A 25,887-nucleotide genomic window follows, 5' to 3' on the forward strand; every position below is an offset into this window, starting at 1 on the left:
ACGGCGGCATGGCGAAGGCGTTCTGGAACTGGCTGGGCCGCGCGCCGCTGGTGGACGAGGTGGATCGGCGCAATGCGCGGGTGATCCAGTTGCTGCTGCTGTTCCTGGCGGTGACCATTCCCGCCACGATCGTGGTGGCGGTGGTGCTGGCCTGGCCGGAGCTGCGCGGGCAGCCGCTGCCGCCGGGCATGCTGATTTCGTTGACCATGAGTCTGCTGATCGGGGTGTGCGCGGCGATCGGCTTCGTGCGCGTGCGCCATGGCGCCCTGCGCGGCGGCGTGCGGCTGCTGCTCGGGGCGATGCTCGGCTCGTTGCTGGTCAACGCCGCCATCCACGGCTTCCAGCGGCAGTTGCCGGATCAACTGGCGCAGATGCTGGTGCTGATCCTGGCCGGCCTGGTGCTGGGGCGCCGCGCGCTGTGGGTCACCTTCGTCGCCTTGCTGCTGATGCTCGGCGTCGGCGTGGGGCGCGACGCCCTGGCCGAACTGGCCGGCGCGCCGGCGCAGGCGCTGTTCAACGTGCTGCCGGTGCTGTTCAGTTACCTGCTGGTGACGCTGCTGCTGGACCGCACCACCGAGGCGCTGCGCGAGAGCCTGCGCGAATCCAATGCGCGCGGCCAGCGCCTGCAGCAGGAGATGCAGGAACGCGAACGCGCACAGACCCAGCTGATCCACGCGCAGAAACGCGAGATCACCGAGCGCATGGCCAGCGGCCTGGCCCACGACTTCAACAACATCCTGGCGGTGATGTCCGGCTTCGCCGCCGCGCGCCACGACGACGACCTGACCAGCGACGCGCAGCGCATCGCGCAGCTGGAGGACAGCCTGGCGGCGGTGGAGGCATCGGCCGAGCGCGGCATGACCGTCGTGCGCCGGCTGCTGCGCTTCAGCCGCCGCGACGCCGAGCATGTCGAACGCTTCGACGCCGCGGCCGCGGTGGAGGCCTTGCAGCCGATGCTGCGGCAGTTGCTGGAAGCGCGGATCGTGCTGCGCTGCGCGCTGCCGGCGGCGCCGGCGCCGATCCGTTTCGAGCGCAGCCAGTTCGACCTGATGCTGCTGAACCTGGCCTCCAACAGCCGCGACGCGATCGCCGACCGCGGCCATTTCGACATCGCCGTGTCCAGCGAGGACGAGGGCACCGTCATCGAGGTCGCCGACGACGGCCACGGCATGCCGGCGGAGGTGGCCGCGCAGGTGTTCGAGCCGTTCTACAGCACCAAGCCCGCCGACAGCGGCACCGGCCTGGGCCTGGCGGTGGTGCGCGACCTGGTGGTGCGGGCCGGCGGCCGGATCCAGGTGCACAGCACGGTGGGCGTGGGCACGCGCTTCCGCATCGTGCTGCCGCACGCCGATGCGGTGGCGATGTAGCGCCTGCCCGGAAGGCCTGTGCGCCGCGGCGCCGCGCGCGCGGTGCGCGTCAGCCGGCGGGATCGAAGATGTAGCCCTTGCCGTGCACCGCGGCCAGCGGCAGCGGCTCGCCGCAGCGGCGCTGCACCTTGCTGCGCAGGCGGTGCACCATCGAATCCAGGCGGTGCGCGTCGAAGTCGTACACGCGGTCGGTGAGCGCGGCGATCAAGGCCTCGCGCGCCACCAGCAGGCCCGGTTGCTCGAGCAGGCGCAGGCACAGCCGGCGTTCGCTGCCGGTCAGCGCGGCGGCGGCGCCGGACGGCGACAGCAGGCACCAGCCGTCTTCGCTCACCTGCCAGCGCCCGCGCGCCGGCGCCGCAGGCGGGCGCCCGCTCACGCGCCGCGCCAGGCTGTGCAGGGTCGCGGCCAGTAGATCGATTTCCACCGGCTTGGACAGATAGGCGTCGGCGCCGCCGGTCAGGCCGCGGATGCGGTCCTCGGTCTGGCCCAGGCTGGTCAGCATCACGATGCCAAGATCCGGGTATTGCAGGCGCAGCGCGCCGGCCAGGGTGAAGCCGTCGGTGTCGGGCAGGCCGACATCCAGCACCACGATCTCGGCGCCCTCGCGCTGCACCCGCTGCTGCAGTTCCGCGCCGGTGCCGCAGCCGTCGGCGGCGAAGCCGAAACGGCGCAGGCCCGGCACCAGGATGCGATCGCGCAGTATCGGATCGTCCTCCAGGACCAGAGTGCGCAGGGCGGCGGCAGCGGGATCGGAAGTCATGCGCAGCCGCAGTGTAGCCGCAGCCGGCCGCTTGCGCGCGCCTGAACGGCGCCGCGCGGCGATTACGCGACGCAAACACCGGCGCTGGCAGACTCGCCGCTCCTCCGCACCGGCGCCCACGATGGCCTCGCGAATCGAAGACTACGCCATGCTCGGCAACTGCCGCAGCGCGGCTCTGGTGGACCGTCGCGGCTCGATCGACTGGCTGTGTCTGCCGCGCTTCGATTCCGATGCCTTGTTCGCCGCCCTGCTCGGCGAACCCGACCACGGCCGCTGGGCGATCGCGCCGCAGGGCGACTTCACCAGCACCCGTGCCTACCGCGACGGCAGTCTGGTGCTGGAGACGCGGTTCGAGACCGACACCGGCGCGGTGGCGCTGCTCGATTTCATGGTCGCCAGCCACGACGAGGTGATGCACAACCACGTGGTGCGGATCGTGCGCGGCCTGCACGGCCGGGTGCCGCTGCGCATGCAGCTGCAGCTGCGCTTCAACTACGGCCGTACCATTCCCTGGGTGTCGCAGATCGAGGGCGGCCTGCAGGCGGTGGCCGGGCCGGACCAGATCGCGCTGCGCAGCCCGCAGGCCATGCACGGCCACGGCTTCGCCACCGAAGCCGAGTTCGTGCTGGAGGCCGGCGAAAGCACCTGGTTCGTGCTCAGCCACGGCGCCTCGCACCTGGAGCTGCCGCCGTTGCTAGCGCCGGAGCAGGCGCTGGCGCAGACCGAGGCGTTCTGGCACGGCTGGTCGCACCGCTGCCTGCATGTCGGCCCGTGGACCGAGGCGGTGCGGCGCTCGCTGGTGGTGCTGAAGGGCCTGAGTTACCTGCCCACCGGCGCCATCGTCGCCGCACCGACCACCTCGCTGCCCGAACGTCTGGGCGGCGAGCGCAACTGGGACTACCGCTTCTGCTGGCTGCGCGATGCGGTGTTCACCCTGACCGCATTGCGCGCGGCCGGCTATTTCGACGAGGCTGCCGCGTTCCATGGCTGGCTGCAGCGCACCGTGGCCGGCTCGCCGGACCAGTTGCAGGCGCTGTACGGCATCGGCGGCGAGCGGCGCATGTCCGAATGGACGGTGGACTGGCTGCCCGGCTACGAGGGCGCCTCGCCGGTGCGCGTGGGCAATGCCGCGGTCGGCCAGTTCCAGCTCGACGTCTATGGCGAGGTGATCGCCGCGTTCCATCGCGGCCACCACGAGGGCATGGCCTCGGCGGTGCATGGCCGCTCGCTGGCGCGGCAGTTGCTGGAGGTGCTGGAGCAGCGCTGGCGCGAGCCGGACGAGGGCATCTGGGAGATCCGTGACAAGCGCCAGCACTTCGTGCATTCCAAGGTGATGGCGTGGCTGGCGTTCGACTGCGGCGCGCGCGACGGCGTCACCGATGCCGACGCGGCGCAACGCGCGCACTGGCGCGCGCTGGCCGACGAGATCCATGCGCAGGTGCTGGCGCAGGGCGTGCACCGCGATGGCTACTTCGTGCAGAGCTACGGCAGCGAACGGCTGGACGCGGCGACCCTGCTGATCCCGCTGGTCGGCTTCCTGCCGCCGGACGACCCGCGCGTGGCCGCCACCGCCGACGCCATCGCCGAACACCTGAGCATCGACGGCCTGGTCGAGCGCTACCGCGCCGACGACGCCAGCGGCGACGGCCTGCCGGCCGGCGAGGGCACCTTCATCGCCTGCAGTTTCTGGCTGGTGGAGAACTACACGCTGCTCGGCCGCGGCGAGCAGGCGCGCGCGCTGTTCGAGCGCCTGCTCGCGCTGTGCAACGACGTCGGCCTGCTGGCCGAGGAGTACGACCCGCGCAGCGGCCGCATGCTCGGCAATTTCCCGCAGGGCTATTCGCACGTGGCCCTGGTCCACGCGGCGCTGCGCCTGCATGGCTTGATCGGCGAACAGGACACCCATCCATGAGCGATGCCTCCCAGACCACTCCTCCCTGCCTGATCGTGGTGTTCGGCGCCCGCGGCGACCTGACCCGGCGCCTGGTGCTGCCGGCGCTGTACAACCTGCGCCACAGCGGTGCGCTGCCCGAGGAATTCGCGGTGATCGGCGTGGACCACGGCGCGGTCAGCGAAGTGGCGTGGCGGCGCATGCTCGGCGATGCGATGCGCGGGCTGATGGCCGACCGCGACGCAGAGTTCAAGGCCGATGGCCTGGACGAGGAGGTGTGGGGCTGGCTGCGTTCGCGCCTGCACTACCTGCGCGGCGACTTCAACGATGCCGGCACCTATCGCAGCCTGGGCACGCTGCTGGAGAAGATCGGCGCGCAGTACCGCACCGGCGGCAACGTGCTGTTCTACCTGGCCACCGCGGCGCGCTTCTTCGCGCCGGTGATCGAACAGCTGGGGTCGGCCGGGCTGGTCAAGCAGGGCGCCAGCAGCGGCTGGCGCCGGGTGATCGTGGAGAAGCCGTTCGGCCACGACCTGCAGAGCGCGCGCGAGCTCAACGCCATCGTCGGCCGCGTGCTGGACGAGGACCAGGTGTTCCGCATCGACCATTTCCTCGGCAAGGAAACGGTGCAGAACATCCTCGCCTTCCGCTTCGCCAACGGCCTGTTCGAGCCGGTGTGGAACCGCGACCGTATCGACCACGTGCAGATCACCGCGGCCGAGACCATCGGCGTGGAGGGCCGCGGCGGCTTCTACGACCCCACCGGCTGCCTGCGCGACATGGTGCCCAACCACCTGTTCCAGTTGCTGGCGATGATCGCGATGGAACCGCCGGCGGCCTTCACCCCGGCGGCGATGCTGCGCCGGCGTGCCGAGGTGATCGAGGCGGTGCGGCCGCTGAGTCCGGCCGACGTGGTCCGCGGCCAGTACGCGGCCGGCGCGATCGGTCGCAACGCCGTGCCGGGCTACCGCGAGGAAGACACGGTGCCGCCGGATTCCAACACCGAGACCTATGTGGCGATGAAGCTGCAGGTCGACACCTGGCGCTGGGCCGGCGTGCCGTTCTACCTGCGCACCGGCAAGCGCCTGCGCGAGCGCACCACCGAGATCGCGATCCGCTTCAAGCCGGCGCCGCTGGCGCCGCTGCGCAGCGCCGAGATCGGCGGCTACGGCCCGGACTGGCTGGTGCTGCACATCCAGCCAGACGAAGGCATCTCGCTGCAGTTCGACGTCAAGCGCCCGGGCGCGCGTGTCAGCCTGGCGCCGGTGCGCATGGACTTCCGCTACCGCGACTGGTTCCCCAAGGAATACACGGTGGGCTACGAGCGCCTGCTGCAGGACTGCATGCACGGCGAGGCCGGGCTGTTCCAGGACGCGACCATGGTCGAGGCGGCCTGGCGCATCGTGCAGCCGATCCTCGACGCGTGGCAAACCTCGGCCGACGAGACCCCGCAGTACCCGGCCGGCAGCGCCGGCCCGGCCGCGGCCGATGCGCTGCTGGCGCTCAACGGCGGCCACACCTGGCGCACCCTGACCGCCGGGCGTCGCCCGCCGCCGCGTCGTCCGCCGGAGTCCACCACCACCAGCGAAACCCGGCCGGTGACGCCGGCGCCGAAGCGTGGTGGGGCCAAGGCGGGCAATGCCTCGGCTTCGGCGAAGCCAGGCAAGTCGACCAAGCGCAAGCCTGCCCCGGCGGCGGTGAAGACGCAGGCGGCCAAGAAGGTCGCGAAGAAAGTCGCGAAGAAAACCGTCAAGCGCGCGACCAGCGGCACCGCAGCGAAGCGTTCGTCACGCAAGGACTGAAGCCATGCCCCGGGCGCCGGCGTGAGCGCCGGTGCTCGGGGAGATGCCTCCATGCCAGCAGGAGCGGCGCAGCGACGGCGGCTGGATCCTGCAGTCGGGGCTGAAGCCCCTCCCACAATGGAAGGACTGGCGGCGTGCGGACACAGCGCGCTTGCCGAGCATTGGCTTTGGCTAACCGGCATGTCATGGGAGTTCCATCGTCCCCTGTTGTCGAAGCCAGCAAGCGTCACCGCGCCTGAAGCTTTCGACCGCAGTTGTGGGAGGGGCTTCAGCCCCGACGCGACCACGCCCGACTGCGCGCGCACCACGCTGCAGTGGGCGCGTGCCTCGGCGACTCGTCGGCATCCCCATCGCGATCCGTCGCGCAGCAACGGCTTACCGACCGTGACCGCCGTTGTCGGCAGCGACGAGCGCATATCACGCAGCGCACGCCTGCGACACCGCTGGCCGTGCGGCTTTCGCCGCAGCATTCAAGCCACCCGCATCAACTGCGATGCTGTCCCGCGCCTGTTGCGCCCGTCGCATCCGCCGGCCCCGCCGTCGGATCGTTGACGTCGGCCTCGAACAGCTTGGTCAGGTCGGCGCGCGCCGCACGCGCGGTCTGCACCACCGCCGCATCGTCGTCGTAGACCAGGTGCTGGGCCCGCAGCAGTTGCGTGTCGTGCTCGCGGAAACGGGCGATGCGGTCGCGCGCGGTCGCCGCATCCAGGCCCAGGCCGAGCAGCACCTGCTCGCTCAGTTCCAGGCTGGAGGCGAACACTTCGCGGAACGGCTCCGCACCCAGGTCCATCAGTCGCCAGGCGTGCTGGCGGTTGCGTGCGCGCGCCAGCACCTTGGCGGTGGGGTAGAGCCGGCGGATCAGCCGCGTGGTCTTGATGTTGGTTTCCGGGTCGTCCATCGCCACCACGAAGATGCGGATGCCGTCGCTGCCGGCCGCGCGCAGCAGGTCCGGGCGGCTGGGGTCGCCGTAGTAGAGCTGGTTGCCGAAGCGGCGCAGGTCCTCCACCGTGTCCGGGTTGTGTTCCAGCGCCACGAACGGGATGCGCTGCGCAGTCAGCAGGCGCGCGACGATCTGGCCGAAGCGGCCCATGCCGGCGATCAGCACCTGCGCGCGCTGCGTGTCCACCGTGTCGTACTGCGCCGCCGGTGGTGGCTGTTTGCCCTTGCCGGCCTCGCTGCCGCCCAGCAGGCGCTGCATGCCGATCAGAAGCAGCGGCGTCAGCGCCATCGACACGCCGACCACCGCGACCAGCCGGTCGTGGGTGGCGTCGTCGAGCAGGCGCACGCGCTGCGCCTCGGTGAACACCACGAAGGCGAACTCGCCGCCCAGCCACAGCAGGCTGCCCAGCAGCAGCGCACTGCGCCAGGGCAGGCGCAGCACGCGGCCGATGCCGGCCAGCAGCGCGAACTTGACCAGCAACAGCGTGGCCACGGCGCCGGCGATCAGCCACGGCTCGGCGACGATGCGGTCCAGGTCGATGCCCATGCCCACGGCGATGAAGAACACGCCCAGCAGCAGGCCCTGGAACGGCTCGATCTGCGCCTCCAGTTCGTGGCGGAACTCCGAATCGGCCAGCAGCACGCCGGCCAGGAACGCTCCCAGGCTGGGGCTGAGCCCGGCCTTCTGCAGGAACCAGGCGTTGCCCAGCACCACCAGCAGCGCGCTGGCGGTGAACACCTCGGGCATGCGCGTGCGCGCCACCGTGCGGAACAGGTGGCGCAGCACGAAGCGCCCGCACAGCACCACCAGCGCCAGCGCGCCCAGCGCCTGGCCCACTTCCGTCCAGGTCAGGGTGTCGTTCTTGGCGCCGCCGAGCAGCGGCACCGCGGCCAGCAGCGGGATCGCGATCAGGTCCTGGAACAGCAGGATGGCGAAGCCGAGCCGGCCGTAGTCGCTGTTGAGCGCCTTGCGCTCGGCCAGCAGCTGCAGGCCCACCGCGGTGGAGGACAGGGCCAGCGCCAGGCCGATCACCAGCGCGCTCTTCCAGTTCAGGCCCATGCACAGCGCCAGCGCGCCCAGCGGCAGCGCGGTCAGCGCGACCTGGGCCGACCCGGCGCCGAACACCGCATGCCGCATCACCTTCAAGCGCGCCGGCGACAGTTCCAGGCCGATCAGGAACAGCAGCATCACCACGCCGATCTCGGCGGCGTTGAGGATCCGCTCGGTGTCCTGCACGAAGCCCAGCCCGTCCGGCCCCAGCACCACGCCCGCGGCCAGGTAGGCCAGTACCGCGCCCAGGCCCAGGCGCTTGAACACCGGCACCGCGATCACCGCAGCCAGCAGCAGCACCAGCGCCAGTTCCAGGCCGCCGCTATGCACGAGTCGTCTCCATCGCCGCATTATGCGGCCGCCAATGCGACCGGGTGCTGACCCGGGCTGTGCCTGCGGGCTCCGATGGACATGGCGGATCCGCGAAGGATCGGCGGTGGGCGGCCGTCTGGCGCGGTCTTTCTGCGGGGAAGGCGGCGCCGCCTGCCCTGCGCACCGGGTGTGCGCCGCCGCCTGGTCTCTGTGGCCTGGTCGGGTCGGGGCTGAAGCCCCTCCCACACCGGGAAGTCCAGCAATGTTCCGCGTCGTTCCGGATTCCGCTCAAGCGCGCGTGCGTGCGTAACGGGCCGCCGACCCAAGCCCCTGTGGGAGGGGCTTCAGCCCCGACGCGCGGATGTCGGAATCTCGCCAGCGCAGCTGTCGCCGGATGCGCGGCATCGCCGTCAACGCCGCAGCGCGCGACCCGGATCATCCCCGCGCCGCGGCCAGCCGTGTACCGTTAGCGCATTCGCTCGCCTCCGCCGCCGCCATGAGCACCTATCACCTGCAGTCCGTGTTCCGCCCCGCTTCGGTCGCCATCGTCGGCGGCAGCCCGCGCGAGCGCTCGGCCGGGCGGGCGGTGGTGCGCAGCCTGCGCGCGGCCGGGTTTCCCGGGCAGATCGGCTGGGTCAGCCCGCGCTACCGCGAGATCGACGGCATGCCCACGGTGCGCCGCCTCACCGACCTGCCCTGGGTGCCGGACCTGGTGGTGATCACCGCGCCGGCGCGGATGGTGCCGCGCATCGTGTCGATCGCCGCGCGGCGCGGCGTGGCCGCGGCGATCATCCTCACCGCCGGGCTCGGCAGCGGGCCGGGCTCGGCCGCGGCGCGGGTGGAGAGCGCCGCACGGGCGAAGGGCCTGCGCATCCTCGGCCCGCACTGCCTGGGCGTGATCGCGCCGCATGCGCGGCTCAACGCCAGCATCGCCGCGCACTGCCCGCAGCCGGGCGACCTGGCGCTGATCTCCGAATCCAGCGCCATCGCCGCGGCGCTGGTGGAATGGGGCGTGGCGCGCGCGGTCGGCTTCTCGGCGGTGGTCTCGCTGGGCGACGCGCTGGACGTGGATTTCGCCGACCTGCTCGACTACTTCGCCACCGACTACCGCACCCGCGCGATCCTGCTCTACGTCGAGCACATCCGCGATGCGCGCAAGTTCATGTCCGCCGCCCGCGCCGCCGCCCGCGCCAAACCGGTGGTGGTGGTGAAGTCGGGCCGGCAATTGCGCATCGATCCCAACGCCGACACCCACGTGCAGGCGCTGGCCAGTTCCGATGCGGTGTATGGTGCCGCGTTCGCCCGCGCCGGCCTGCTGCGGGTGCGCGCGCTGGACGAACTGTTCGCCGCGGCGGAGACGCTGGGCCGGCTCAGCACCTTCCCCGGCCGGCGCCTGGCCATCCTCAGCAACGGTGGCGGCGTCGGCCGCCTGGCGGTGGATACGCTGGCCGATCTCTGCGGCACCCTGGCGGCGCTCTCGGCGCCCACCCAGCAGCAACTGGACGCGGCGCTGCCGCAGGAATGGTCGCATCGCAATCCGGTGGACATCGTGGTGGACGCCGACGGCGAACGCTACGCCGCTGCCGCCGGTGCGCTGCTTGAGGATCCGGAGAACGACGCGGTGCTGGTGGTCAACGTGCCCACCGCGTTCACCTCTTCCGCCGAGGCAGCGCAGGCGCTGACCCGCATCCTCGGCCAGCGCCCGCGCCACCACCGCGACAAGCCGGTGTTCGCGGTGTGGCTGGGCAACGACGAGAGCGCCACCGCCACGCTCAACGCCGCGCGCATCCCCACCTACGCCACCGAGGCCGACGCGGTGCGCGGCTTCATGCACCTGGTGCGCTACCGCGAAGCGCAGGCGGCACTGATGGAAACGCCGCCGAGCCTGCCGGACGATTTCGCCTTCGACGCCGCCGCCGCGCGCGGCATCGTCGACGCGGCGCTGGCCGCCGGGCAGACCTGGCTGGACCCGCTGGCGACCACCCGGCTGCTGGCCGCCTACGGCATCCCCACCGCGCCGGTGGCGCACGCCGCCGATGCCGAGGCCGCGGCGCAGGTGGCCGCGCCGATGCTGGCGCAGGGCTCGGCGGTGGCGGTGAAGATCCATTCGGCCGACATCCCGCACAAGTCCGACGTGGACGGCGTGCGCCTCAACCTGGTCAGCGTGGAGGCGGTGCGCGATGCGGCCGAGGGCATCCTCGCCCGCGCACGCGCGGCGCGGCCGGATGCGCGCATCGACGGCGTGCTGGTGCAGCCCTCGCTGCTGCGGCCGAAGGCGCGCGAGCTGATCGCCGGCATCGCCGACGATCCCACCTTCGGCCCGGTGATCGTGTTCGGCCGCGGCGGCACCGCGGTGGAAGTGATCGACGATAAGGCGCTGGCGCTGCCGCCGCTGGACCTGCGCCTGGCCCACGAACTGATCGGCCGCACCCGCGTCAGCCGCATCCTCAAGGCCTACCGCGACGTGCCGGCCGCCGACGAGCGTGCGGTGGCGATGGTGCTGGTCAAGCTGGCGCAACTGGCGGCCGATCTGCCGGAGATCCGCGAACTGGACATCAATCCGCTGCTGGCCGACCGCGACGGGGTGATCGCGGTCGACGCACGGGTGGCGGTGGCGCCGTCGCGGCGCCTGCACAAGGGCCGCGGCCATCCGCGTTTCGCGATCTTCCCGTATCCCAAGGAGTGGGAGCGGCGCATCGTGCTCAACGACGGCAGCGCCGCGTTCGTGCGCCCGGTGCGGCCGGAGGACGACGCGCTGTTCCGCAGCTTCTTCGCCCGCGTCACCGACGAAGACCTGCGCCTGCGCTTCTTCCAGGCGGTCAAGCATTTCAGTCACGAATTCATCGCGCGCCTGACCCAGCTCGACTACGCGCGTTCGATCGCGCTGGTGGCGATCGAGCCGCGCAGCGGCGACATGCTCGGCGCGGTGCGCCTGCATGCCGACGCCGACTACGACCGCGGCGAGTACGGCATCCTGATCCGCTCCGACCTCAAGGGCCACGGCATCGGCTGGCAGTTGATGCGGATCATGATCGAGTACGCCGGCTGGCTCGGCCTCAAGGTGGTCGAAGGCCAGGTGCTGCGCGAGAACCGCACCATGCTGGCGATGTGCCGGCAGCTCGGCTTCAAGGCCACGCCGGATCCGGACGACGCCACGCTGATGGACGTGGTGTTGCCGGTGGCGCAGCACTGAGGACGGGGCCGCGATGTCGACGTTCTCGCCGAGCCTGTTGCAACCGCGTCACGCGATCCTCTCCGGTCAGCCGGAGGACGCCTCGCTGGAAATCCTGCTGCGTCCGTTCCTGCATGCTGGCGAGATCGTTGACACCGCGATCCGCCTGGACGGCATAGCGCTGCCGTCGCTCAGGCTCGGCGAGCTCGCCGGCCAGCGCGTCGACTTTCCACGCAACCCGCAGGACGGCTATATCGACGGCGCACTTTACCTGTTCGGCGCGCACCATCCGGTCGACGTCGACACGCTGACCTTCCATCTTTCGCGCGACGGGCAACTGACGCTCGTGGCCAGGGGCGTGTATGCGTTCGATGTCGAAGGCCTGGACGACCTGGGCACGGTCCCCTTTACCCTGGCCGCGCGGCTCAGCACGTGCGCGCTGTGAGCGCGGCTGCACGCCGCGGCGCAGTGGCCTTTTGGCATCGCCGCACGTTGCATGAGGCGCTTCACCACCGCACACGTCGACCTGCCTGCGACACTCGACCCTCGGGAGTTCTTCATGTCGTTCAAGCCAGAGCGCTACACCTCGGTCTCGCCTTATCTCATTGTCGATGGCGCGCAGCGGACCATCGCGTTCCTGGTCGCGGTGTTCGACGCCGAACCCTTGCGGCAGATTCCCGGCGAGGGTGGCCTGCTCGCCCACGGCGAGGTACGCATCGACGACACCGTGGTGATGTTCTGCGATGCGGTCGAGGGCTGGCCGGCGGTGCCGGCGCATGTGCACGTCTACGTGCGCGATGTGGATGCGACCTACCAGCGTGCGCTGGCTGCCGGTGCCACGGCGGTGCAGGCGCCGGTGCAGAAGGACGATCCGGACCGGCGTGGCGGCTTTCGCGACGCCGGCGGCACGACCTGGTGGGTCGGCCAGCAGATCGGTTGAGCGAGCGTAGGCGGCAGCACGTCTGACGCAGCTCATCCCTGCGCCTTGCGCCGCACTCGGCACAGGCCGTGCCTGCAGGCGCCATAGGACGGCACGCGGCAGGCACGGTGTTGCGGTGCTTACTCCAGCTCCTGGTTGCTCACCCCACGCTCGACCGGGTACACGGTCGGCGGCGGCGTGGTGGAGCGCATCAGTTTCAGCGAGGTCTTGCTCTGCTCGCACAGGTTGCCGCCGCTGACGAACACGCCGTCCTGGGTGCACTTCCAGTCGTAGAAGTTGGCGATGCCGCCGGCCAACTGCAGGCTGTAGTCGGTGCTCTTGGCCGCGGCGTCGAACGGCTGTCCGGCCGGGATGTTCTGGAACCAGCGCATCCATTCCTTGGAACCGACCGGCGGCACCTTGTCCGGCGCCTGGAAGGTCGGGTTCATCGGCGAGAGCTGCGGCGATTCGGCGGTCATGTGGCAACTCATGCAGGAGCTGATCGGATTGTCCACCGGACCGTTGAGGCGGCCGTTCCAGCCCAGGTGGGTCGGCGGCAGTTCCGGCTTGGTGTTGATCGCCGACTGCAGGATGCGCGGATTGATCCGGGTCTGGGTCGGCTGCTTGTTGGTGTAGTCGTCGCCGGTGTTCTGCGGATCGTTGCCGAACATCACGCCCACCGGCACCAGGTTCTGCCAGCCGGGCTTGCCGCTGACCGCGCCGTTGTACTGGAAGGTGCCGAAGATCCAGCCGGTGCCGGGGACGCGGCTGTCGCGCACGGCGAAATCCATCTGGATCAGCGCCACCTGCTTGAACGCGCGGTCGGCGGACTTGAAGCTGTTGGTGACCCAGGCGTTCCACAGCACCGGGTTCTGCAGGAACGGCACCTGGCTCAGGTCCACGTCGGCGAACAGCGCCTTGCACACCACGGTGCCGTCGCGGAAGGTGTTGGGCTTGGTGGTGAAGCTCGGATCCGGGTTCTGCGGATCCTTCCACACCTGGCCGAAAGTGTAGGCGCCGACATCGTTGTAGATGCCGACCGCGAAGGTCTGGCCGGTGGTGAGCTGGGTCGGCGCCAGTTGCTTGACCTGGATCTGCGCTTCCTTGGTCAGCCCATGCACGCCTTCGCGTCCGAGCGGGCCGTAGTGCTGCCAGGGCGCGTGGTACCAGCGCCGCACCTTGTTGTTCTGCACGTACCAGTCGCTTTCGACGTTGCCTTCCAGGCAGTAGGCCTTCACGGCATCGGCGTAGCCGCGCCAGGCTTCGAAGTTGTTGCTCAGCGGCTTGGGCAGCTTTTGGAAGAACGCCGGCAACGGGCCGCTGGGCGGTTGCTGCGGATAGTCCTGGCTGAGCTGGAACAGCGGCCCCTTGTAGGTGGAGGGCGGCCCGTAGCCGAAATCCGGAAAGCGCCCGGCGGAGGCGGCGCCGCTGGCAAGGGTCAGCACGGTGGCGATGGCGAGAATGCGCGGATGAGGCAGTTGCATGATGGACCTCCGGTCGTGTGCGTCGGTGCGTGCGGGCGATGCCGCGTCCTGTGTCCGGACATCCCCTGGCCCCGGACCGGCCGCACGCCCGCGCTGCTGCGCGGCCGCGGTGAAAGGAGTCCCGTCGCGCCAGGGCCGCGCGCAGGCACGGGCGTACGCATCCGCCTGCGCGCGCAGACGAAGCGAGAGACGCGATGGGAAGTGCAGCATCCACCGCCACCGTGGAGACGCGGCGGCGCTGCTGTGGATGCGTGAAACGGCCTAGCGGACCGAAGACATGTCCATGTCGCTCTCCTGACCCCGTGTGGAAGGCAACTGCGTTGAAGACGGTTGTCGCGTCGAGCGTGGGGGAAACGCGCGGGCCCGGCAGGGCAGCATCGGGGGACGAATGCTGCGGGGGCGGCGCCCTGCGGCGGCCGCGATGCCGGGTTGCGCGTCGATCGCCAACCGCGCGTGGGAGCGGGCGTCGGCGTTGCTCGACGCTTCGGACTCTAGCGAGCGCCGCGCCGCCGGTGGTAGACAGTTGCGACCGCCGGCGTCGCCGCGGCGCGTGGCTGACCGGCCGTCGCGCGACCGCGCCTGCAGCAGGTGGCCGATCGGCACGCAGGCCACAGCCATGGCATGCTGCACGCGGGGCCGCGCCTGGCGGGAGCAGGCGCGGTGGGGACGGTGGACGCACCGGGCACGGCGGCGTCCACCGCGGCGATGCACTTTCTTGCGGTGACGCCATGCGCACGCACGGGACCTTGATTCAGTGGAGCGAGGAGCGCGGCTGCGGCCGGGTACGCCTTGCCCATCGTGAGACCGAAGCCGAGGTGCAACGCGCGGCGTTTCCTGCCGACGGCGTTCCCCCGCGGGTGGGCGAACTGATCTCCTTCGACCTGGAGCACGACGCGCAGGGACGGCCGCGGGCCACGCGGGTGATGCGTCCCGGTCGGGCACCGGCATCGCCCGCGCGTGCGGCACCGCGTCCGCGTCGCGGTCTCTGGCTCGGCGTGCTGATGCTGCTGGCGGTGCTCGCGATCGCGGCCTACGCGGCGCTGCGCTTCGTGGCGGCACCGCAGGCAAGCCCTGCGGCACCCTCGGCGCCGGTGTCGTCAGCGCCCACCGCGCCCACGATGGCGCCTGCCTTCCACTGCGACGGCCGCACGCACTGCGCGCAGATGACCTCGTGCGACGAAGCGGTGTACTTCCTGCAGCACTGCCCGGGTGTGGAGATGGACGGCAACCACGACGGCGTGCCGTGCGAACGGCAGTGGTGCCGATCTTCGCGTTGAGCGTCTGCAGCCGCGTGGGCAACGCGGGGTCTTGACCGGGCCGTGATCCGCACTCGGTTACGGTCGCCGATTGCCTGCAGGTGACGCATGACCGAGCCATGTCTTTCCTCCGCCAAGACCCGCGCCCTGTCGCTGGGTCTGTTTGCCTTCGTCGCGGTCTTCGCCGCCATCGTCTGGTCGCTGCTGCGCCCGTACGGTTCGGTGTACTTCTTCCCGGTGCATTTCCTGGTCGGGCTGGGCCTGCCGTTTCTGTTCTACGCGCTGGGCGCCAACCGCGCCGCGTTCCTCGCCGGGCTGGGGCTGACCGTGATCGTCCTGGTGCTGTTCAACCTGTGGGGCGACCAGGTCGGTGGGATCGGTCCGCGCGTGTTCGACTGGGCGCATGCCGTGGCCGGGATCCTGGGCATGCTGCTGGCCTACGGCGTGTTCCGCCTGTCCACCCGTGTGCGCCAGCGCCACGTGCGCTGAGCGGTCCTCACTCCGCGTCGTCGCTGCGGGCGAACGGTGCCAGCCGCAGTTTCACCCGGTGCTCCACGCCGGCCGGGCACTGCCCCGGCGCCGGTCCGCGGAAATAGCTGCGCTGCCAGCCTTCGCGGCTGGCGCTGGAATCGGGCTGCTCCAGGTCGTGCAGGAACTGGCCACGGCTGCGCATCCACGCCTGGTGCTCGCGCTCCAGCTCCGGCGTTTGCGACAGCGGCTGCCAGCGCGGCTGGGTCTCGGCCAGCACCCGTCGCTGCACCGGGAAGAAGTGGGAGAACGGCTCGCCGGCCTCGAACCGGACCCGGCCGGGCCGGGTGAACTGCCAGTTCATGGTGAAGGTGTACGGACTCCAGTCGGTCTCGATCAGCCCGGTGAGCCCGGCGATGCCGTCCTTGGGCCGATTTACCGGCGCGGTGACGTACAGGTCCACGCCGGCCTCGGTGCGGAACAGGCACGGCACGTGGAAGGTGAGCACGCCGTAGCCGAAGTGGCTGACCGCCGGCGCGTGCGTCCCAGGTGCCGGCTGCACGCGCAGGTCGTCGAGCGCGTTGCCGCCATTCCACTCGGCCTCGAACGCGCTCTGGCACAGCAGTTCCCAGCCATGCGCGTTGGCGATGTCCAGCGGCAGGCAGCGGTAGGCGTAGCGCTCGGCGGTCTGGTCCATCCACGGCCGCTCGCGCGGCGCCGGGCGCACGTCGAGGGTGTGGCCGTCGAGAACGTGGGCGGTGAGTTTCATGGCGCTTACAGGACGATGGACCAGCGCCGAGTGTGACGCCAAGCCGCGGCCTTGGCGACCGCGGCTTGGCGGGCGGCGACGCTCAGGCCGCTTCGAAGTCCAGCAGCGCCACGCCGTCGCCGACCAGCTCGCCCTCGCGTACGCGAAAGCCCTGCACGGTGCCGTCGGCCGGCGCCTGCAGGGTGTGCTCCATCTTCATCGCCTCCAGCACCAGCAGCGGCGTGCCGCGGCGCACCTGGGTGCCGGGCGCGACCAGCAGGGCGACGATGCGCCCCGGCATCGGCGCGGTCAGGCCGCCGCCTTCCACCGCCGGCTGGTCGGCCTCGGCGACCGGGTCGTGGCGTTCGAACAGGTAGCCGTGGCCGTCGACGAACAGGTGCAGTTGCGTGCCGGCGAACACCGCATCGGCCTGCACCCGCTGTGTGCCGAGAAACGCGGACAGGCGCCCGTCGCGCAACTGGCCGCTCGCCTCGAGCGGCTCCTGCGCCGGCGCGGCGTGGATCCGCCAGCCGCCGGCATGCGCGGTCAGCTGCAACGTGCGTTGCGTTTCGCCGTGCTGCAGGGTCAGCGCACGCGGCGCCGGCGCGCCCAGCCGCCAGCCGTCGCGCAGATCCCACGGCGAGTGCGGATCGGCAGTCTGCGCCGCCGACGCGTGCTCGTGCAGTTGCCAGGCCAGCGCGGCCAGGCTCCACAGCGCGTCGGTGGTCGGGACGGGGGTGTCGAACAAGGCGGCGTGCTCGCGCTCGATCAGCGCGGTGTCCAGGTCCGCCTGCGCGAACGCGCTGGTGCCGACCAGGCGCTGCAGGAACGCGGCATTGGTCGACACGCCGACCACCTGGCACGCCGCCAGCGCCGCCTGCATGCGCCGCAGCGCGCGCTCGCGGGTCACGTCCCAGACGATCAGCTTGGAGATCATCGGATCGTAGTGCGGACCGATCACATCGCCCTGCTCGACGCCGGCATCGACCCGCGTATGCGCGTCGGCGGCGGGCAGGCGCAGATGCTGCAGCGTGCCGATCGACGGCAGGAAACCGCGCGCCGGGTCTTCGGCGTACAGCCGCGCTTCCAGCGCGTGGCCGTGGATCGCCAGTTCGTGCTGGCGCTGCGGCAGCGGCTGCCCGGCGGCCACGCGCAACTGCCACTCCACCAGGTCGGTGCCGGTGATGCACTCGGTGACCGGATGCTCCACCTGCAGGCGGGTATTCATTTCCATGAAGTAGAACGCGCCATCGGGCGCCACGATGAACTCGACGGTGCCGGCGCCGACGTAACTGACCGCGCGCGCGGCCTCCACCGCGGTCTGGCCCATCGCCGCACGCCGTTCCGCGTCCATGCCCGGTGCGGGCGCCTCTTCCAGCACCTTCTGGTGGCGGCGTTGCACCGAGCAGTCGCGTTCGAACAGGTAGACCAGTTCGCCGTGCGTGTCGCCGAACACCTGGATCTCGATGTGCCGCGGCCGCAGCACGTACTTCTCCACCAGCACGTGCGCATTGCCGAACGCGGCCTGCGCCTCGCGCTGGCAGGCGGCGAGCGCGGCGGCAAAGTCCTCATCGCGATCGACCCGACGCATGCCCTTGCCGCCACCACCGGCGCTGGCCTTGATCAGCACCGGGTAGCCGATGGCCGCGGCCTGCGCGCGCAGGAAGTCCGGCTCTTGCTGCTCGCCGTGGTAGCCTGGCGTCAGCGGCACCCCTGCCGCCTGCATCAGCGCCTTGGCCGCGCTCTTGTCGCCCATCGCGCGGATCGCCGCTGGCGGCGGTCCGATGAACACCAGCCCGCGCGCGGCGCAGGCTTCGGCGAACTCGGCGTTCTCGGACAGGAAGCCGTACCCGGGATGGATGGCCTGCGCGCCGCTGCGTTGCGCGGCCTCGAGGATGCGCTCGCCGCGCAGGTAGCTCTCGCGCGCCGGCGCGGCGCCGATGTACACGGCCTCGTCGGCCAGGCGCACGTGGCGCGCGTCGCGATCGGCATCGGAATACACGGCCACGGTGGCGATGCCGAGCTTGCGGCAGGTGGCGATCACCCGGCAGGCGATCTCGCCGCGATTGGCGATGAGGATCTTGTCGAAGGTCGGCAGGTCGGGGGTGGCCATGATCGTGTGCCTGGAAATGAGGTCAGGGATGCTGCGGTCGCTGAGCGAGCAGTTGCGCGAAACGCACGCAGTTGTGCGGGATGCTCCGGCCGTTGCCGTTGCCGTTGCCGTTGCTTGGCTCTGGCCTTGGCTGTCGCTTTGGCTTTTGATTTACCGGGTTCCCTTCCGAAGCGGCGGCCATCGCGGGGAAACACCCGAAGGGCGGCGTACATGGATGTACGCCGTCCGCGGCAGGGGCAGGATGCCCCTTCCGCGGATCCCCGTGATGGACGCGGACCCGGAGCGCGCAGCGCGGAGGGCGCGAAGGCAGGGCGCGCTTTCTTTTGGTTACCTTTTCTTTGCGCGAGCAAAGAAAAGTAACTCGCCCGCAAGGGCGAAAGCCTTTAAAGCTTTTGCTGTCGCTACTGCTGTTGATTGAAGCTTTTTCGTCGGACGAGAAGATCTGTAGGAGCGGCTTCAGCCGCGACAGCGAGAGTCCGTTCTGTCTGTCGCGGCTAAAGCCGCTCCTACGATTCAGCGGCCGCCACCCTGGCAGCAAACGCAAGAGCAAAGCTTTCGCCTGGCGGCGAGTCACTTTTCTTTGCTTGTGCAAAGAAAAGTAACCAAAAGAAAGCACACCCCGCAGCGCGCCCTCCGCGCTGCGCGCTCCGGGTCCGCAGCCACGACGGGGATTCGCGGAAGGGGCATCCTGCCCCTGCCACGAACGGCGCACATCCATGTGCGCCGCCCTTCGGGTTTTTCCCCGCCGCGGCTGCCGCGCCGAGGGGACCCGGTAAGTCAAAGGCAGAGCAAGAGCAAATGCAGGAGCAAAAGCAAAAGCGGGAGCAAAAGCAGCAGCAAAAGCAGAGGCCGTCGCAGCGAGCGCGTCCGCGGAGCCGGTCGTGGCGTCCACCGCCGGACACACTGCTGCCGGCATCGCCAGCGACCACCTGCGTGACCACCGCCGATCCCCGCGCGAACGCGCCTGCCACCGGGAGCGCATGCGCCCACTCACATCCGGAACACCCCGAACCGGCTCGACTCCGCCGGCGCGTTCAGCGCCGCCGACAAGCCCAGCCCCAATACCCGCCGCGTCTGCGCCGGATCGATCACCCCGTCGTCCCACAACCGCGCACTGGCGTAGTACGGATGGCCCTGGCGCTCGAACTGCTCGCGGATCGGCGCCTTGAACGCCGTCTCCTCGGCGTCCGACCACTGCCCGCCCTTGGCCGCGATGCCGTCGCGGCGCACCGTCGCCAGCACGCTCGCCGCTTGCTCGCCGCCCATCACCCCGATGCGCGCGTTCGGCCACATCCACAGGAAGTTCGGCGAGTACGCGCGGCCGCACATGCCGTAGTTGCCGGCGCCGAACGAACCGCCGATCACCACCGTGAACTTGGGCACCTTGGCGCAGGCCACCGCCATCACCAGCTTGGCGCCGTCCTTGGCGATGCCGCCGTGCTCGTACTTGCGGCCGACCATGAAGCCGGTGATGTTCTGCAGGAACGCCAGCGGGATGCCGCGCTGCGCGCACAGCTCGATGAAGTGCGCGCCCTTCAGCGCCGACTCGGAGAACAGGATACCGTTGTTGGCGACGATGCCCACCGGATAGCCGTGGATGTGCGCGAAGCCGGTGACCAACGTGGTGCCGTAGCGCGCCTTGAATTCGTCCAGGCGCGAGCCGTCCACCACCCGCGCGATCACCTCGCGCACGTCGAACGGCTTGCGTGGGTCGGCCGGGATCACCCCGTACAGCTCCTCGGCCGGATACAGCGGCGGCTCCGGCGTGCGCAGCGCCAACGCTGGGGGCGGCTTGCGCCAGTTGAGCTGGGCGACGATCGCGCGCACCCGCGCCAGCGCCTGCAGGTCGTTGTCGGCGAAGTGGTCGGCCACGCCGGAGATGCGCGTGTGCACGTCGGCACCGCCCAGGTCCTCGGCGCTGACGTCCTCGCCGGTGGCGGCCTTCACCAGCGGCGGGCCGCCGAGGAAGATGGTGCCCTGTTCGCGCACGATCACCGTCTCGTCGCTCATCGCCGGCACGTAGGCGCCGCCGGCGGTGCACGAGCCCATCACGCAGGCGATCTGGGCGATGCCCTGCGCCGACAGGTTGGCCTGGTTGTAGAAGATCCGGCCGAAGTGGTCGCGGTCGGGAAACACCTCGTCCTGCAGCGGCAGGAACGCGCCGCCGGAATCGACCAGGTAGATGCACGGCAACCGGTTCTGCTGGGCGATCTCCTGCGCGCGCAGGTGTTTCTTCACCGTGATCGGGTAGTAGGTGCCGCCCTTGACCGTGGCGTCGTTGGCGACGATCACGCATTCCACGCCGGAGACGCGGCCGATGCCGGCAACCACGCCGGCGCACGGCACCTCGTCGTCGTACAGGCCCAGCGCGGCCAGCGGCGCGATCTCCAGGAACGCGCTGCCCGGGTCGAGCAGGGCGTCGATGCGTTCGCGTACCAGCAGCTTGCCGCGGGCCTGGTGCTTGGTGCGGGCGGCTTCGCTGCCGCCCAGGGCGATGCGCGCCTGGGTGGCCTGCAGGTCGTCGACCACCGCGCGCAGCGCGGCGGCATTGGCGGCGAAGGCGTCGCTGCCGGGTTGCAACTGGGTCTGGATCGCGCTCATGGCAGAACCGTGGAAAGAAGGAAAGGGCAGGCGGCCGATGTGGGAGGGGCTTCAGCCCCGACGCGATGGCGTCGAAACGGCCTTTCGGCCGATTTCTCTTTCGCAGCGCATCACTTGGTCCGCTCGAACAACTCGCGGCCGATCAGCATGCGGCGGATCTCCGAGGTGCCCGCGCCGATCTCGTAGAGCTTGGCGTCGCGCCACAGGCGCCCGGTCGGATAGTCGTTGATGTAGCCGTTGCCGCCCAGCACCTGGATCGCCTGGCCGGTCAGCCAGGTGGCCTTCTCGGCGGCGTAGAGGATCGCGCCGGCGGCGTCCTGGCGGGTGGTGCGGCCGGCGTCGCAGGCGCGCGCCACCGCATACACGTAGGCACGGCAGGCGTTGAGGCCCACGTACATGTCGGCCAGCTTGCCCTGCATCAGCTGGAAGCTGCCGATCGGCTCGCCGAACTGGCGGCGCTCGTGCACGTAGGGCAGCACCACGTCCAGCGCCGAGGCCATCAGCCCCAGCGGGCCGCCGGACAGCACCACGCGCTCGTAATCCAGGCCGGACATCAGCACGCGCACGCCGCCGCCGACCTCGCCCAGCACGTTCTCGGCCGGCACCTCGCAATCCTGGAACACCAGTTCGCAGGTGTTGGAGCCGCGCATGCCGAGCTTGTCCAGCTTCTGCGCGGTGCTGAAGCCGGGCATGCCCTTCTCGACCACGAATGCGGTGATGCCGCGCGCGCCGCCGCTCGGGTCGGTCTTGGCATAGACCACCAGCACGTCGGCGTCCGGGCCGTTGGTGATCCACATCTTGTTGCCGTTGAGCACGTAGCGGTCGCCGCGCGCCTCGGCGCGCAGCTTCATCGACACCACGTCCGAGCCGGCGCCGGGCTCGCTCATCGCCAGCGCGCCGACGTGCTCGCCGCTGCACAGCTTCGGCAGGTAGCGCGCCTTCTGCGCCGGGCTGGCGTTCTTGCGCAACTGGTTCACGCACAGGTTCGAGTGCGCGCCGTAGGACAGGCCGATCGCGCCGCAGGCGCGGGAGATCTCCTCCATCGCCACCACGTGCGCCAGGTAGCCCATCGCGCTGCCGCCGTACTCTTCCTCGACGGTGAGGCCGAGCAGGCCCTGTTCGCCGAGCTTGCGCCACAGCGGTGCGGGGAAGGCGTTGTCGCGGTCGGCCTGCTCGGCCAGCGGCGCGATCTCGCGCGCGGCAAAGGCGGCGACGCTGTCGCGCAGCAGGTCGACCTCCTCGCCCAACTCGAAATTCAACGACGGCATCAGCATGGCGGCAACTCCGGGAATGGCGGGTGGCCGGCGGCGCCTAGAATCGGACCCGCGCCGGGCAAGAGCGCCCAGCGTAGCCGGGAACGGCGAAGAAGTGAACAGAAATTCATTAATTGAACTTAGAATCACGCCATGGCCTACAAACGCTCCGCCCTGATGGAAGAACGCCTCGCCGGCAACCGCCAGCGGATCCTGCTGGCGGCGCGCCGGCTGATCGCCGCCGACGGCTTCCGCGGCGCCCCGGTGACCGCGGTGGCGGCCGAGGCCGGGGTCTCCACCGGGCTGATCTACCGGCATTTCCCGTCCAAGGCCGAGCTGTTCGTGGAGGTGCTGACCGCCGCCGTGGAGCACGAGCTGACCATCCTGCGCGCCATCGCCGCGGCGCCAGCGCCGGCTGCGCAGCGCCTGCGCGATGCCATCGCCTCGTTCGTGCGCCGCGCCCTGGCCGGCCCCGGGCTGGCCTATGCCTTCATCGCCGAGCCCGTGGAGCCGGAGGTGGACGCCGAGCGCATCCGCTGCCGGCGCCTGCTCGGCGACGTGTTCAAGGGCATCCTGGCCGAGGGCGTGGCCGCGGGCGAGTTCCCCGCGCAGGACCTGGAGGCGGCCGCGGCGTGCCTGGTCGGCGCCTACACCGAGGCCCTGGTCGGCCCGACCGCGCCCAGCCGCGACGGCCCGCGCGACAGCGAGCGCCTGGTCGAGGCGGTCTGCGGGTTCTGCCTGCGCGCGGTGGGCAGCGCCTGAGCGCGACCGGGCGCGCCGCCTGCGCCGAACTGCTGCGATGCAGCACGCATCGCCTGCGATTCCGTGTGCTCCCGGCGTGCCGCGCGGCGCAAACGCTGGCTATACTCGGTCGCGTAGCGGTGGTCCGGATTACCACGTGCCAAAGGGGTGTGATGTGCGGAATTACGACCTCGAATTTCTCAAGCGCTTCTCGATGGTGATCGGCCTGCTGGTGCTGATCACCCTCGGCCTGATCGTGTTCGCGCATTACCTGCAGCGGGCCATCCCGCCGGAGGTGTCGCCGGTGGCGCTCAAGCGCACCGAGGAGCGCATCGCCCCGGTCGGCGCGGTCTACGCCGGCAGCACCGGTGCCGCGGCGCAAGCGGCGGCACAGGCGGCGGCGCTGGCCAAGGCCTCGGCGCAGGCGGCCTACGGTGGCACCACCGACGGCAAGACCATCTTCAACAACCTGTGCACCGCTTGCCACACCACCGGCGTGGGCAAGGCGCCGACGCTGGACCACGCGCATTGGGACAAGCGCATCGCGCAGGGCAAGGAGACGCTCTACAAGCACGCCATCGAGGGCTACACCGGCCCCGACGGCGGCATCATGCCGCCGAAGGGCGGCAATCCCGGGCTGACCGAGGAGCAGATCCACGCCACCGTGGACTGGATGCTGGCCAACCTGAAGTAACCTTGCGCCTCCCGCACGCCACTGCGCCGCCTTCGGGCGGCGCATTCGTTTCCGCGCCCGTCGCGTGCCGGCGCAAACAAGGAGAGTGATCGCATGCGCATGCCGCCGCCATCGTTGTTGTCGTTGTTGCTGCTGGTCGCAGCCCCCGCTGCGCAGGCGCTGACGCCGCCGACGCTGCTGCCGATCGGGCAGTTGCGCCCGGGGCCGCAGGCGCAGGGCGTGGTGTTCGAGGGCGTGGTCACCGCGCGGGTGGAAGCCGGCGGCAGCGGCTACCTGGTGCAGGATGCCGGCGACGACGACCCGCTCACCGCCGACGCGCTGCTGGTGCGCGGCGATGCCGAGCGCAGCCTGGCACCGGGCGATCGCGTGCGGGTGTGGGGCGAGCTGGCGCCGCAGGCCGCCGCGTCGGCCAAGGCCGGCACGGCTTTCGTCGGGCGCAGTGTGCTGGAGCAAGGGCATACCGTGCTGGCACGGGCGCAGCCCTTGCCGCTGCAGGTGCTCGACGCGGCGCCGGCCGACTGGTCGGCGCTGGCCGGCATGCGCGTGCGCATCGCCGCGCCGCTGACCGTGGTCGACAACGATGCGCTGGGCAAGACCGGCGAACTGGGCGTGGCCTTCGGCGGACGCCTGTGGCAGCCCAGCGAAGTGGCCGCGCCCGGCAGCGCCGAGCAGGCGGCGGTGGTGGCCGACAACGCGCGGCGCGGGCTGCGCCTGGGCACGCTCGGTGCGCCGACGCCGACGCCGACGCCGACATCAACATCGGCAACGGCAACGGCAACGGCAACGGCAAAACTTCCGGACTATCTGGCGAGTGCCGCTGCACCGCCGCGCGCGGGCAGCACGGTCCAGGACGTGGAGGGCATCGTCGGCGGGGTGATCGATGGCGTGGCACGGCTGTACCCGACCGCCGCGCTGCAGCTGACGCCGCCGCCGGAACCGGCGCCGCCGCAGGTCGACGGCACCTTGCGCATCGCCGCCTTCAACCTGGAGAACTTCTTCAACGGCGACGGCCGTGGCGGCGGGTTCCCGACCCTGCGCGGCGCGCGGACGGCGGCCGAGTTCCAGGCGCAGCTGCGCAAGCTGGTGGCGACGATCCGCCCGCTGCAGGCCGACGTCGCCGCACTGATGGAACTGGAGAACGACGGCTACGGCCCGACCTCGGCGATCGCCAGCCTGGTCGACGCGCTCAATGCCGGCGGCGGCGACTGGCGCTTCGTCGACGCCGGGCGCGGCCCCGGCGACAACCCGATCCGGGTCGGGCTGATCTACCGCGCCTCGCGGGTGAGCCCGGTGGGCAAGCCGGCGATGCTGGAAGGCGGCCCGTTCGCCGAGCACAGCCGGGTGCCGCTGGCGCAGGCCTTCCGTCACGGCAGCGGCGCGCCGTTCGTGGTGGTGGCCAACCACTTCAAGTCGAAGGGTTGCGGCGAAGCCGGTGGCGCCGATGCCGACCGCGGCGACGGCCAGGGCTGCTGGAACGCGACCCGCACCGAGTCGGCGCGCCGCGTCGATGCGTGGCTGCGCAGCGATCCCACCGGCACCGGCAGCACGTCCAGCGTGCTGCTCGGTGATTTCAACGCCTATGCGATGGAAGATCCGCTGCGCCTGCTGCGCGACGCCGGCTGGCGCGATGCGCTGCAGGAGGCGCATGTCGCGCAGCCCTACAGCTTCGTCTACCGCGGCCTCAGCGGCCGGCTCGACCACGCGTTGCTGAGTCCGGCGCTGGCAGCGCGGTTGCGCGGCGCCGCCGAATGGCACGTCAACGCCGATCTGCCCGACAGCGACGGTTACCGCGAGCGCGATCTGCCCGGCCCGTGGCGCAGTTCCGATCACGATCCGTTGCTGCTGGGGTTTGATCTGTAGGCTGGGAGTGGGGAACTGGGAATGGGGAATCGGAAAAGCCGATTGTCGGCCTTCCTTTCCCCGTCCTTGATGTGTGGGACATTCCTGCTGGAGGCTCACGTCCTTCGCGAGGCGCACGACCGCCTGTTGTGAGTAGATGTGCTGTGTTTCAGGCCGGTCGCAGTGAGTGTCCGGTCTTACGCTTCACTGCTATCTCTTGAACGTTGCTTCTGTCCATTGTGCGCTGGTCGCACATGTGGCTTGGTGCTGGCCGAAGCTGTGAGATGGGGGTGTTCTCGCGCTAAGAAAGGCGACAGCCTTGTTGCTGTTGCTGTTGCTGTTGCTGTTGCTGTTGCTTTGGCATTTGCCGTTGTTTCTGCTGTTGCCGTTGCTTTGGCTTTTGACTTACCGGGTTCCCTTCCGCAGCGGCGGATGGACCGGGGAAAAACCCGAAGGGCGGCGCACATGGATGTGCGC

General features: G+C 70.7%; 18 protein-coding genes. 11 read left to right on the forward strand and 7 right to left on the reverse strand.

Translation table 11 applies throughout. The features are described from left to right. Positions 1–8 precede the first annotated feature (8 nt). Entirely contained in the window at positions 9–1,367 is a 1,359-nt protein-coding gene (locus SLW56_RS19780; protein WP_267083975.1) for a HAMP domain-containing sensor histidine kinase, read from the forward strand. A 49-nt stretch (positions 1,368–1,416) separates the two neighbouring features. Here the strand turns inward: SLW56_RS19780 and SLW56_RS19785 are convergent, their stop codons facing one another. Next, positions 1,417–2,127 carry a response regulator transcription factor gene (locus SLW56_RS19785; RefSeq protein ID WP_017908633.1) on the reverse strand — a complete coding sequence of 237 codons (711 nt, stop codon included), beginning with the start codon at positions 2,125–2,127 and terminating at the stop codon, positions 1,417–1,419. A gap of 121 nt (positions 2,128–2,248) precedes the next feature. On the opposite strand from SLW56_RS19785, the gene SLW56_RS19790 reads away from it, so the two are divergent. Continuing rightward, positions 2,249–4,039, forward strand: a complete 1,791-nt coding sequence (locus SLW56_RS19790; protein ID WP_295963844.1) for a glycoside hydrolase family 15 protein — start codon at positions 2,249–2,251, stop codon at positions 4,037–4,039. Beyond that, entirely contained in the window at positions 4,036–5,820 is a 1,785-nt protein-coding gene (zwf, locus tag SLW56_RS19795; protein WP_193312557.1) for a glucose-6-phosphate dehydrogenase, read from the forward strand. Before SLW56_RS19790 ends, zwf begins: the two co-directional genes overlap by 4 nt. Positions 5,821–6,304: 484 nt before the next feature. On the opposite strand, the gene SLW56_RS19800 is transcribed toward zwf, so the two are convergent. Continuing rightward, on the reverse strand, positions 6,305–8,140 hold the full coding sequence (locus SLW56_RS19800; protein WP_295963835.1) for a monovalent cation:proton antiporter-2 (CPA2) family protein: 1,836 nt from the start codon (positions 8,138–8,140) through the stop codon (positions 6,305–6,307). 478 nt (positions 8,141–8,618) lie between these two features. Between SLW56_RS19800 and SLW56_RS19805 the strand changes: the two genes are divergently transcribed. The 3 genes from SLW56_RS19805 to SLW56_RS19815 all read left to right on the forward strand — a co-directional run bounded on the left by SLW56_RS19805 (position 8,619) and on the right by SLW56_RS19815 (position 12,234). After that, complete coding sequence (locus tag SLW56_RS19805) at positions 8,619–11,315, forward strand: bifunctional acetate--CoA ligase family protein/GNAT family N-acetyltransferase (protein WP_295963833.1); 2,697 nt, start codon at positions 8,619–8,621, stop codon at positions 11,313–11,315. A 13-nt stretch (positions 11,316–11,328) separates the two neighbouring features. Further along, on the forward strand, positions 11,329–11,739 hold the full coding sequence (locus SLW56_RS19810) for a hypothetical protein (protein ID WP_267123926.1): 411 nt from the start codon (positions 11,329–11,331) through the stop codon (positions 11,737–11,739). Positions 11,740–11,853: 114 nt separating this feature from the next. Next, on the forward strand, positions 11,854–12,234 hold the full coding sequence (locus SLW56_RS19815) for a VOC family protein (RefSeq protein WP_017915215.1): 381 nt from the start codon (positions 11,854–11,856) through the stop codon (positions 12,232–12,234). Between the two features lie 119 nt (positions 12,235–12,353). Here the strand turns inward: SLW56_RS19815 and SLW56_RS19820 are convergent, their stop codons facing one another. Continuing rightward, a complete protein-coding gene (locus SLW56_RS19820; protein WP_267123927.1) occupies positions 12,354–13,697 on the reverse strand; it encodes a hypothetical protein in 1,344 nt (447 codons plus the stop codon). 728 nt (positions 13,698–14,425) lie between these two features. Between SLW56_RS19820 and SLW56_RS19825 the strand changes: the two genes are divergently transcribed. Beyond that, positions 14,426–14,974, forward strand: coding sequence for an excalibur calcium-binding domain-containing protein (locus SLW56_RS19825; RefSeq protein WP_267098826.1), 549 nt, complete (start codon positions 14,426–14,428; stop codon positions 14,972–14,974). Positions 14,975–15,061: 87 nt separating this feature from the next. Beyond that, positions 15,062–15,442 carry a hypothetical protein gene (locus SLW56_RS19830; protein WP_320695357.1) on the forward strand — a complete coding sequence of 127 codons (381 nt, stop codon included), beginning with the start codon at positions 15,062–15,064 and terminating at the stop codon, positions 15,440–15,442. A gap of 7 nt (positions 15,443–15,449) precedes the next feature. On the opposite strand, the gene SLW56_RS19835 is transcribed toward SLW56_RS19830, so the two are convergent. The 4 genes from SLW56_RS19835 to SLW56_RS19850 all read right to left on the reverse strand — a co-directional run bounded on the left by SLW56_RS19835 (position 15,450) and on the right by SLW56_RS19850 (position 22,157). Then, positions 15,450–16,190 carry a DUF6065 family protein gene (locus tag SLW56_RS19835; protein ID WP_267098825.1) on the reverse strand — a complete coding sequence of 247 codons (741 nt, stop codon included), beginning with the start codon at positions 16,188–16,190 and terminating at the stop codon, positions 15,450–15,452. Between the two features lie 82 nt (positions 16,191–16,272). Next, positions 16,273–18,282, reverse strand: coding sequence for an acetyl/propionyl/methylcrotonyl-CoA carboxylase subunit alpha (locus SLW56_RS19840; RefSeq protein ID WP_295963827.1), 2,010 nt, complete (start codon positions 18,280–18,282; stop codon positions 16,273–16,275). A 990-nt stretch (positions 18,283–19,272) separates the two neighbouring features. Continuing rightward, on the reverse strand, positions 19,273–20,883 hold the full coding sequence (locus SLW56_RS19845) for a carboxyl transferase domain-containing protein (protein ID WP_295966226.1): 1,611 nt from the start codon (positions 20,881–20,883) through the stop codon (positions 19,273–19,275). Between the two features lie 110 nt (positions 20,884–20,993). Beyond that, positions 20,994–22,157 (reverse strand): isovaleryl-CoA dehydrogenase, encoded by a 1,164-nt coding sequence (locus tag SLW56_RS19850; protein WP_267121559.1) that lies wholly within the window; start codon positions 22,155–22,157, stop codon positions 20,994–20,996. 132 nt (positions 22,158–22,289) lie between these two features. On the opposite strand from SLW56_RS19850, the gene SLW56_RS19855 reads away from it, so the two are divergent. From SLW56_RS19855 to SLW56_RS19865, 3 genes are all read left to right on the forward strand, one after another. Beyond that, positions 22,290–22,898, forward strand: coding sequence for a TetR/AcrR family transcriptional regulator (locus SLW56_RS19855; protein ID WP_148829676.1), 609 nt, complete (start codon positions 22,290–22,292; stop codon positions 22,896–22,898). Positions 22,899–23,052: 154 nt separating this feature from the next. After that, entirely contained in the window at positions 23,053–23,571 is a 519-nt protein-coding gene (locus tag SLW56_RS19860; RefSeq protein WP_017915253.1) for a c-type cytochrome, read from the forward strand. A 93-nt stretch (positions 23,572–23,664) separates the two neighbouring features. Then, positions 23,665–25,431 carry an ExeM/NucH family extracellular endonuclease gene (locus tag SLW56_RS19865; protein WP_320695358.1) on the forward strand — a complete coding sequence of 589 codons (1,767 nt, stop codon included), beginning with the start codon at positions 23,665–23,667 and terminating at the stop codon, positions 25,429–25,431. Positions 25,432–25,887: the final 456 nt, after the last annotated feature.

It is taken from the genome of Xanthomonas sp. LF07-6 (genome assembly GCF_034105445.1).
Taxonomy (GTDB): domain Bacteria; phylum Pseudomonadota; class Gammaproteobacteria; order Xanthomonadales; family Xanthomonadaceae; genus Xanthomonas_A; species Xanthomonas_A sontii.

Bases quoted from the DNA above. Each gene is read 5' to 3' on its own strand.
- SLW56_RS19785 (WP_017908633.1), bottom strand. From the start codon at position 2,127: ATGACTTCCGATCCCGCTGCCGCCGCCCTGCGCACTCTGGTCCTGGAG.
- SLW56_RS19780 (WP_267083975.1), top strand. From the start codon at position 9: ATGGCGAAGGCGTTCTGGAACTGGCTGGGCCGCGCGCCGCTGGTGGAC.
- SLW56_RS19810 (WP_267123926.1), top strand. From the start codon at position 11,329: ATGTCGACGTTCTCGCCGAGCCTGTTGCAACCGCGTCACGCGATCCTC.
- SLW56_RS19835 (WP_267098825.1), bottom strand. From the start codon at position 16,190: ATGAAACTCACCGCCCACGTTCTCGACGGCCACACCCTCGACGTGCGC.
- SLW56_RS19830 (WP_320695357.1), top strand. From the start codon at position 15,062: ATGACCGAGCCATGTCTTTCCTCCGCCAAGACCCGCGCCCTGTCGCTG.
- SLW56_RS19845 (WP_295966226.1), bottom strand. From the start codon at position 20,883: ATGAGCGCGATCCAGACCCAGTTGCAACCCGGCAGCGACGCCTTCGCC.
- SLW56_RS19850 (WP_267121559.1), bottom strand. From the start codon at position 22,157: ATGCTGATGCCGTCGTTGAATTTCGAGTTGGGCGAGGAGGTCGACCTG.
- SLW56_RS19825 (WP_267098826.1), top strand. From the start codon at position 14,426: ATGCGCACGCACGGGACCTTGATTCAGTGGAGCGAGGAGCGCGGCTGC.
- SLW56_RS19790 (WP_295963844.1), top strand. From the start codon at position 2,249: ATGGCCTCGCGAATCGAAGACTACGCCATGCTCGGCAACTGCCGCAGC.
- SLW56_RS19805 (WP_295963833.1), top strand. From the start codon at position 8,619: ATGAGCACCTATCACCTGCAGTCCGTGTTCCGCCCCGCTTCGGTCGCC.
- SLW56_RS19820 (WP_267123927.1), bottom strand. From the start codon at position 13,697: ATGCAACTGCCTCATCCGCGCATTCTCGCCATCGCCACCGTGCTGACC.
- SLW56_RS19840 (WP_295963827.1), bottom strand. From the start codon at position 18,282: ATGGCCACCCCCGACCTGCCGACCTTCGACAAGATCCTCATCGCCAAT.
- SLW56_RS19865 (WP_320695358.1), top strand. From the start codon at position 23,665: ATGCGCATGCCGCCGCCATCGTTGTTGTCGTTGTTGCTGCTGGTCGCA.
- zwf (WP_193312557.1), top strand. From the start codon at position 4,036: ATGAGCGATGCCTCCCAGACCACTCCTCCCTGCCTGATCGTGGTGTTC.
- SLW56_RS19815 (WP_017915215.1), top strand. From the start codon at position 11,854: ATGTCGTTCAAGCCAGAGCGCTACACCTCGGTCTCGCCTTATCTCATT.
- SLW56_RS19855 (WP_148829676.1), top strand. From the start codon at position 22,290: ATGGCCTACAAACGCTCCGCCCTGATGGAAGAACGCCTCGCCGGCAAC.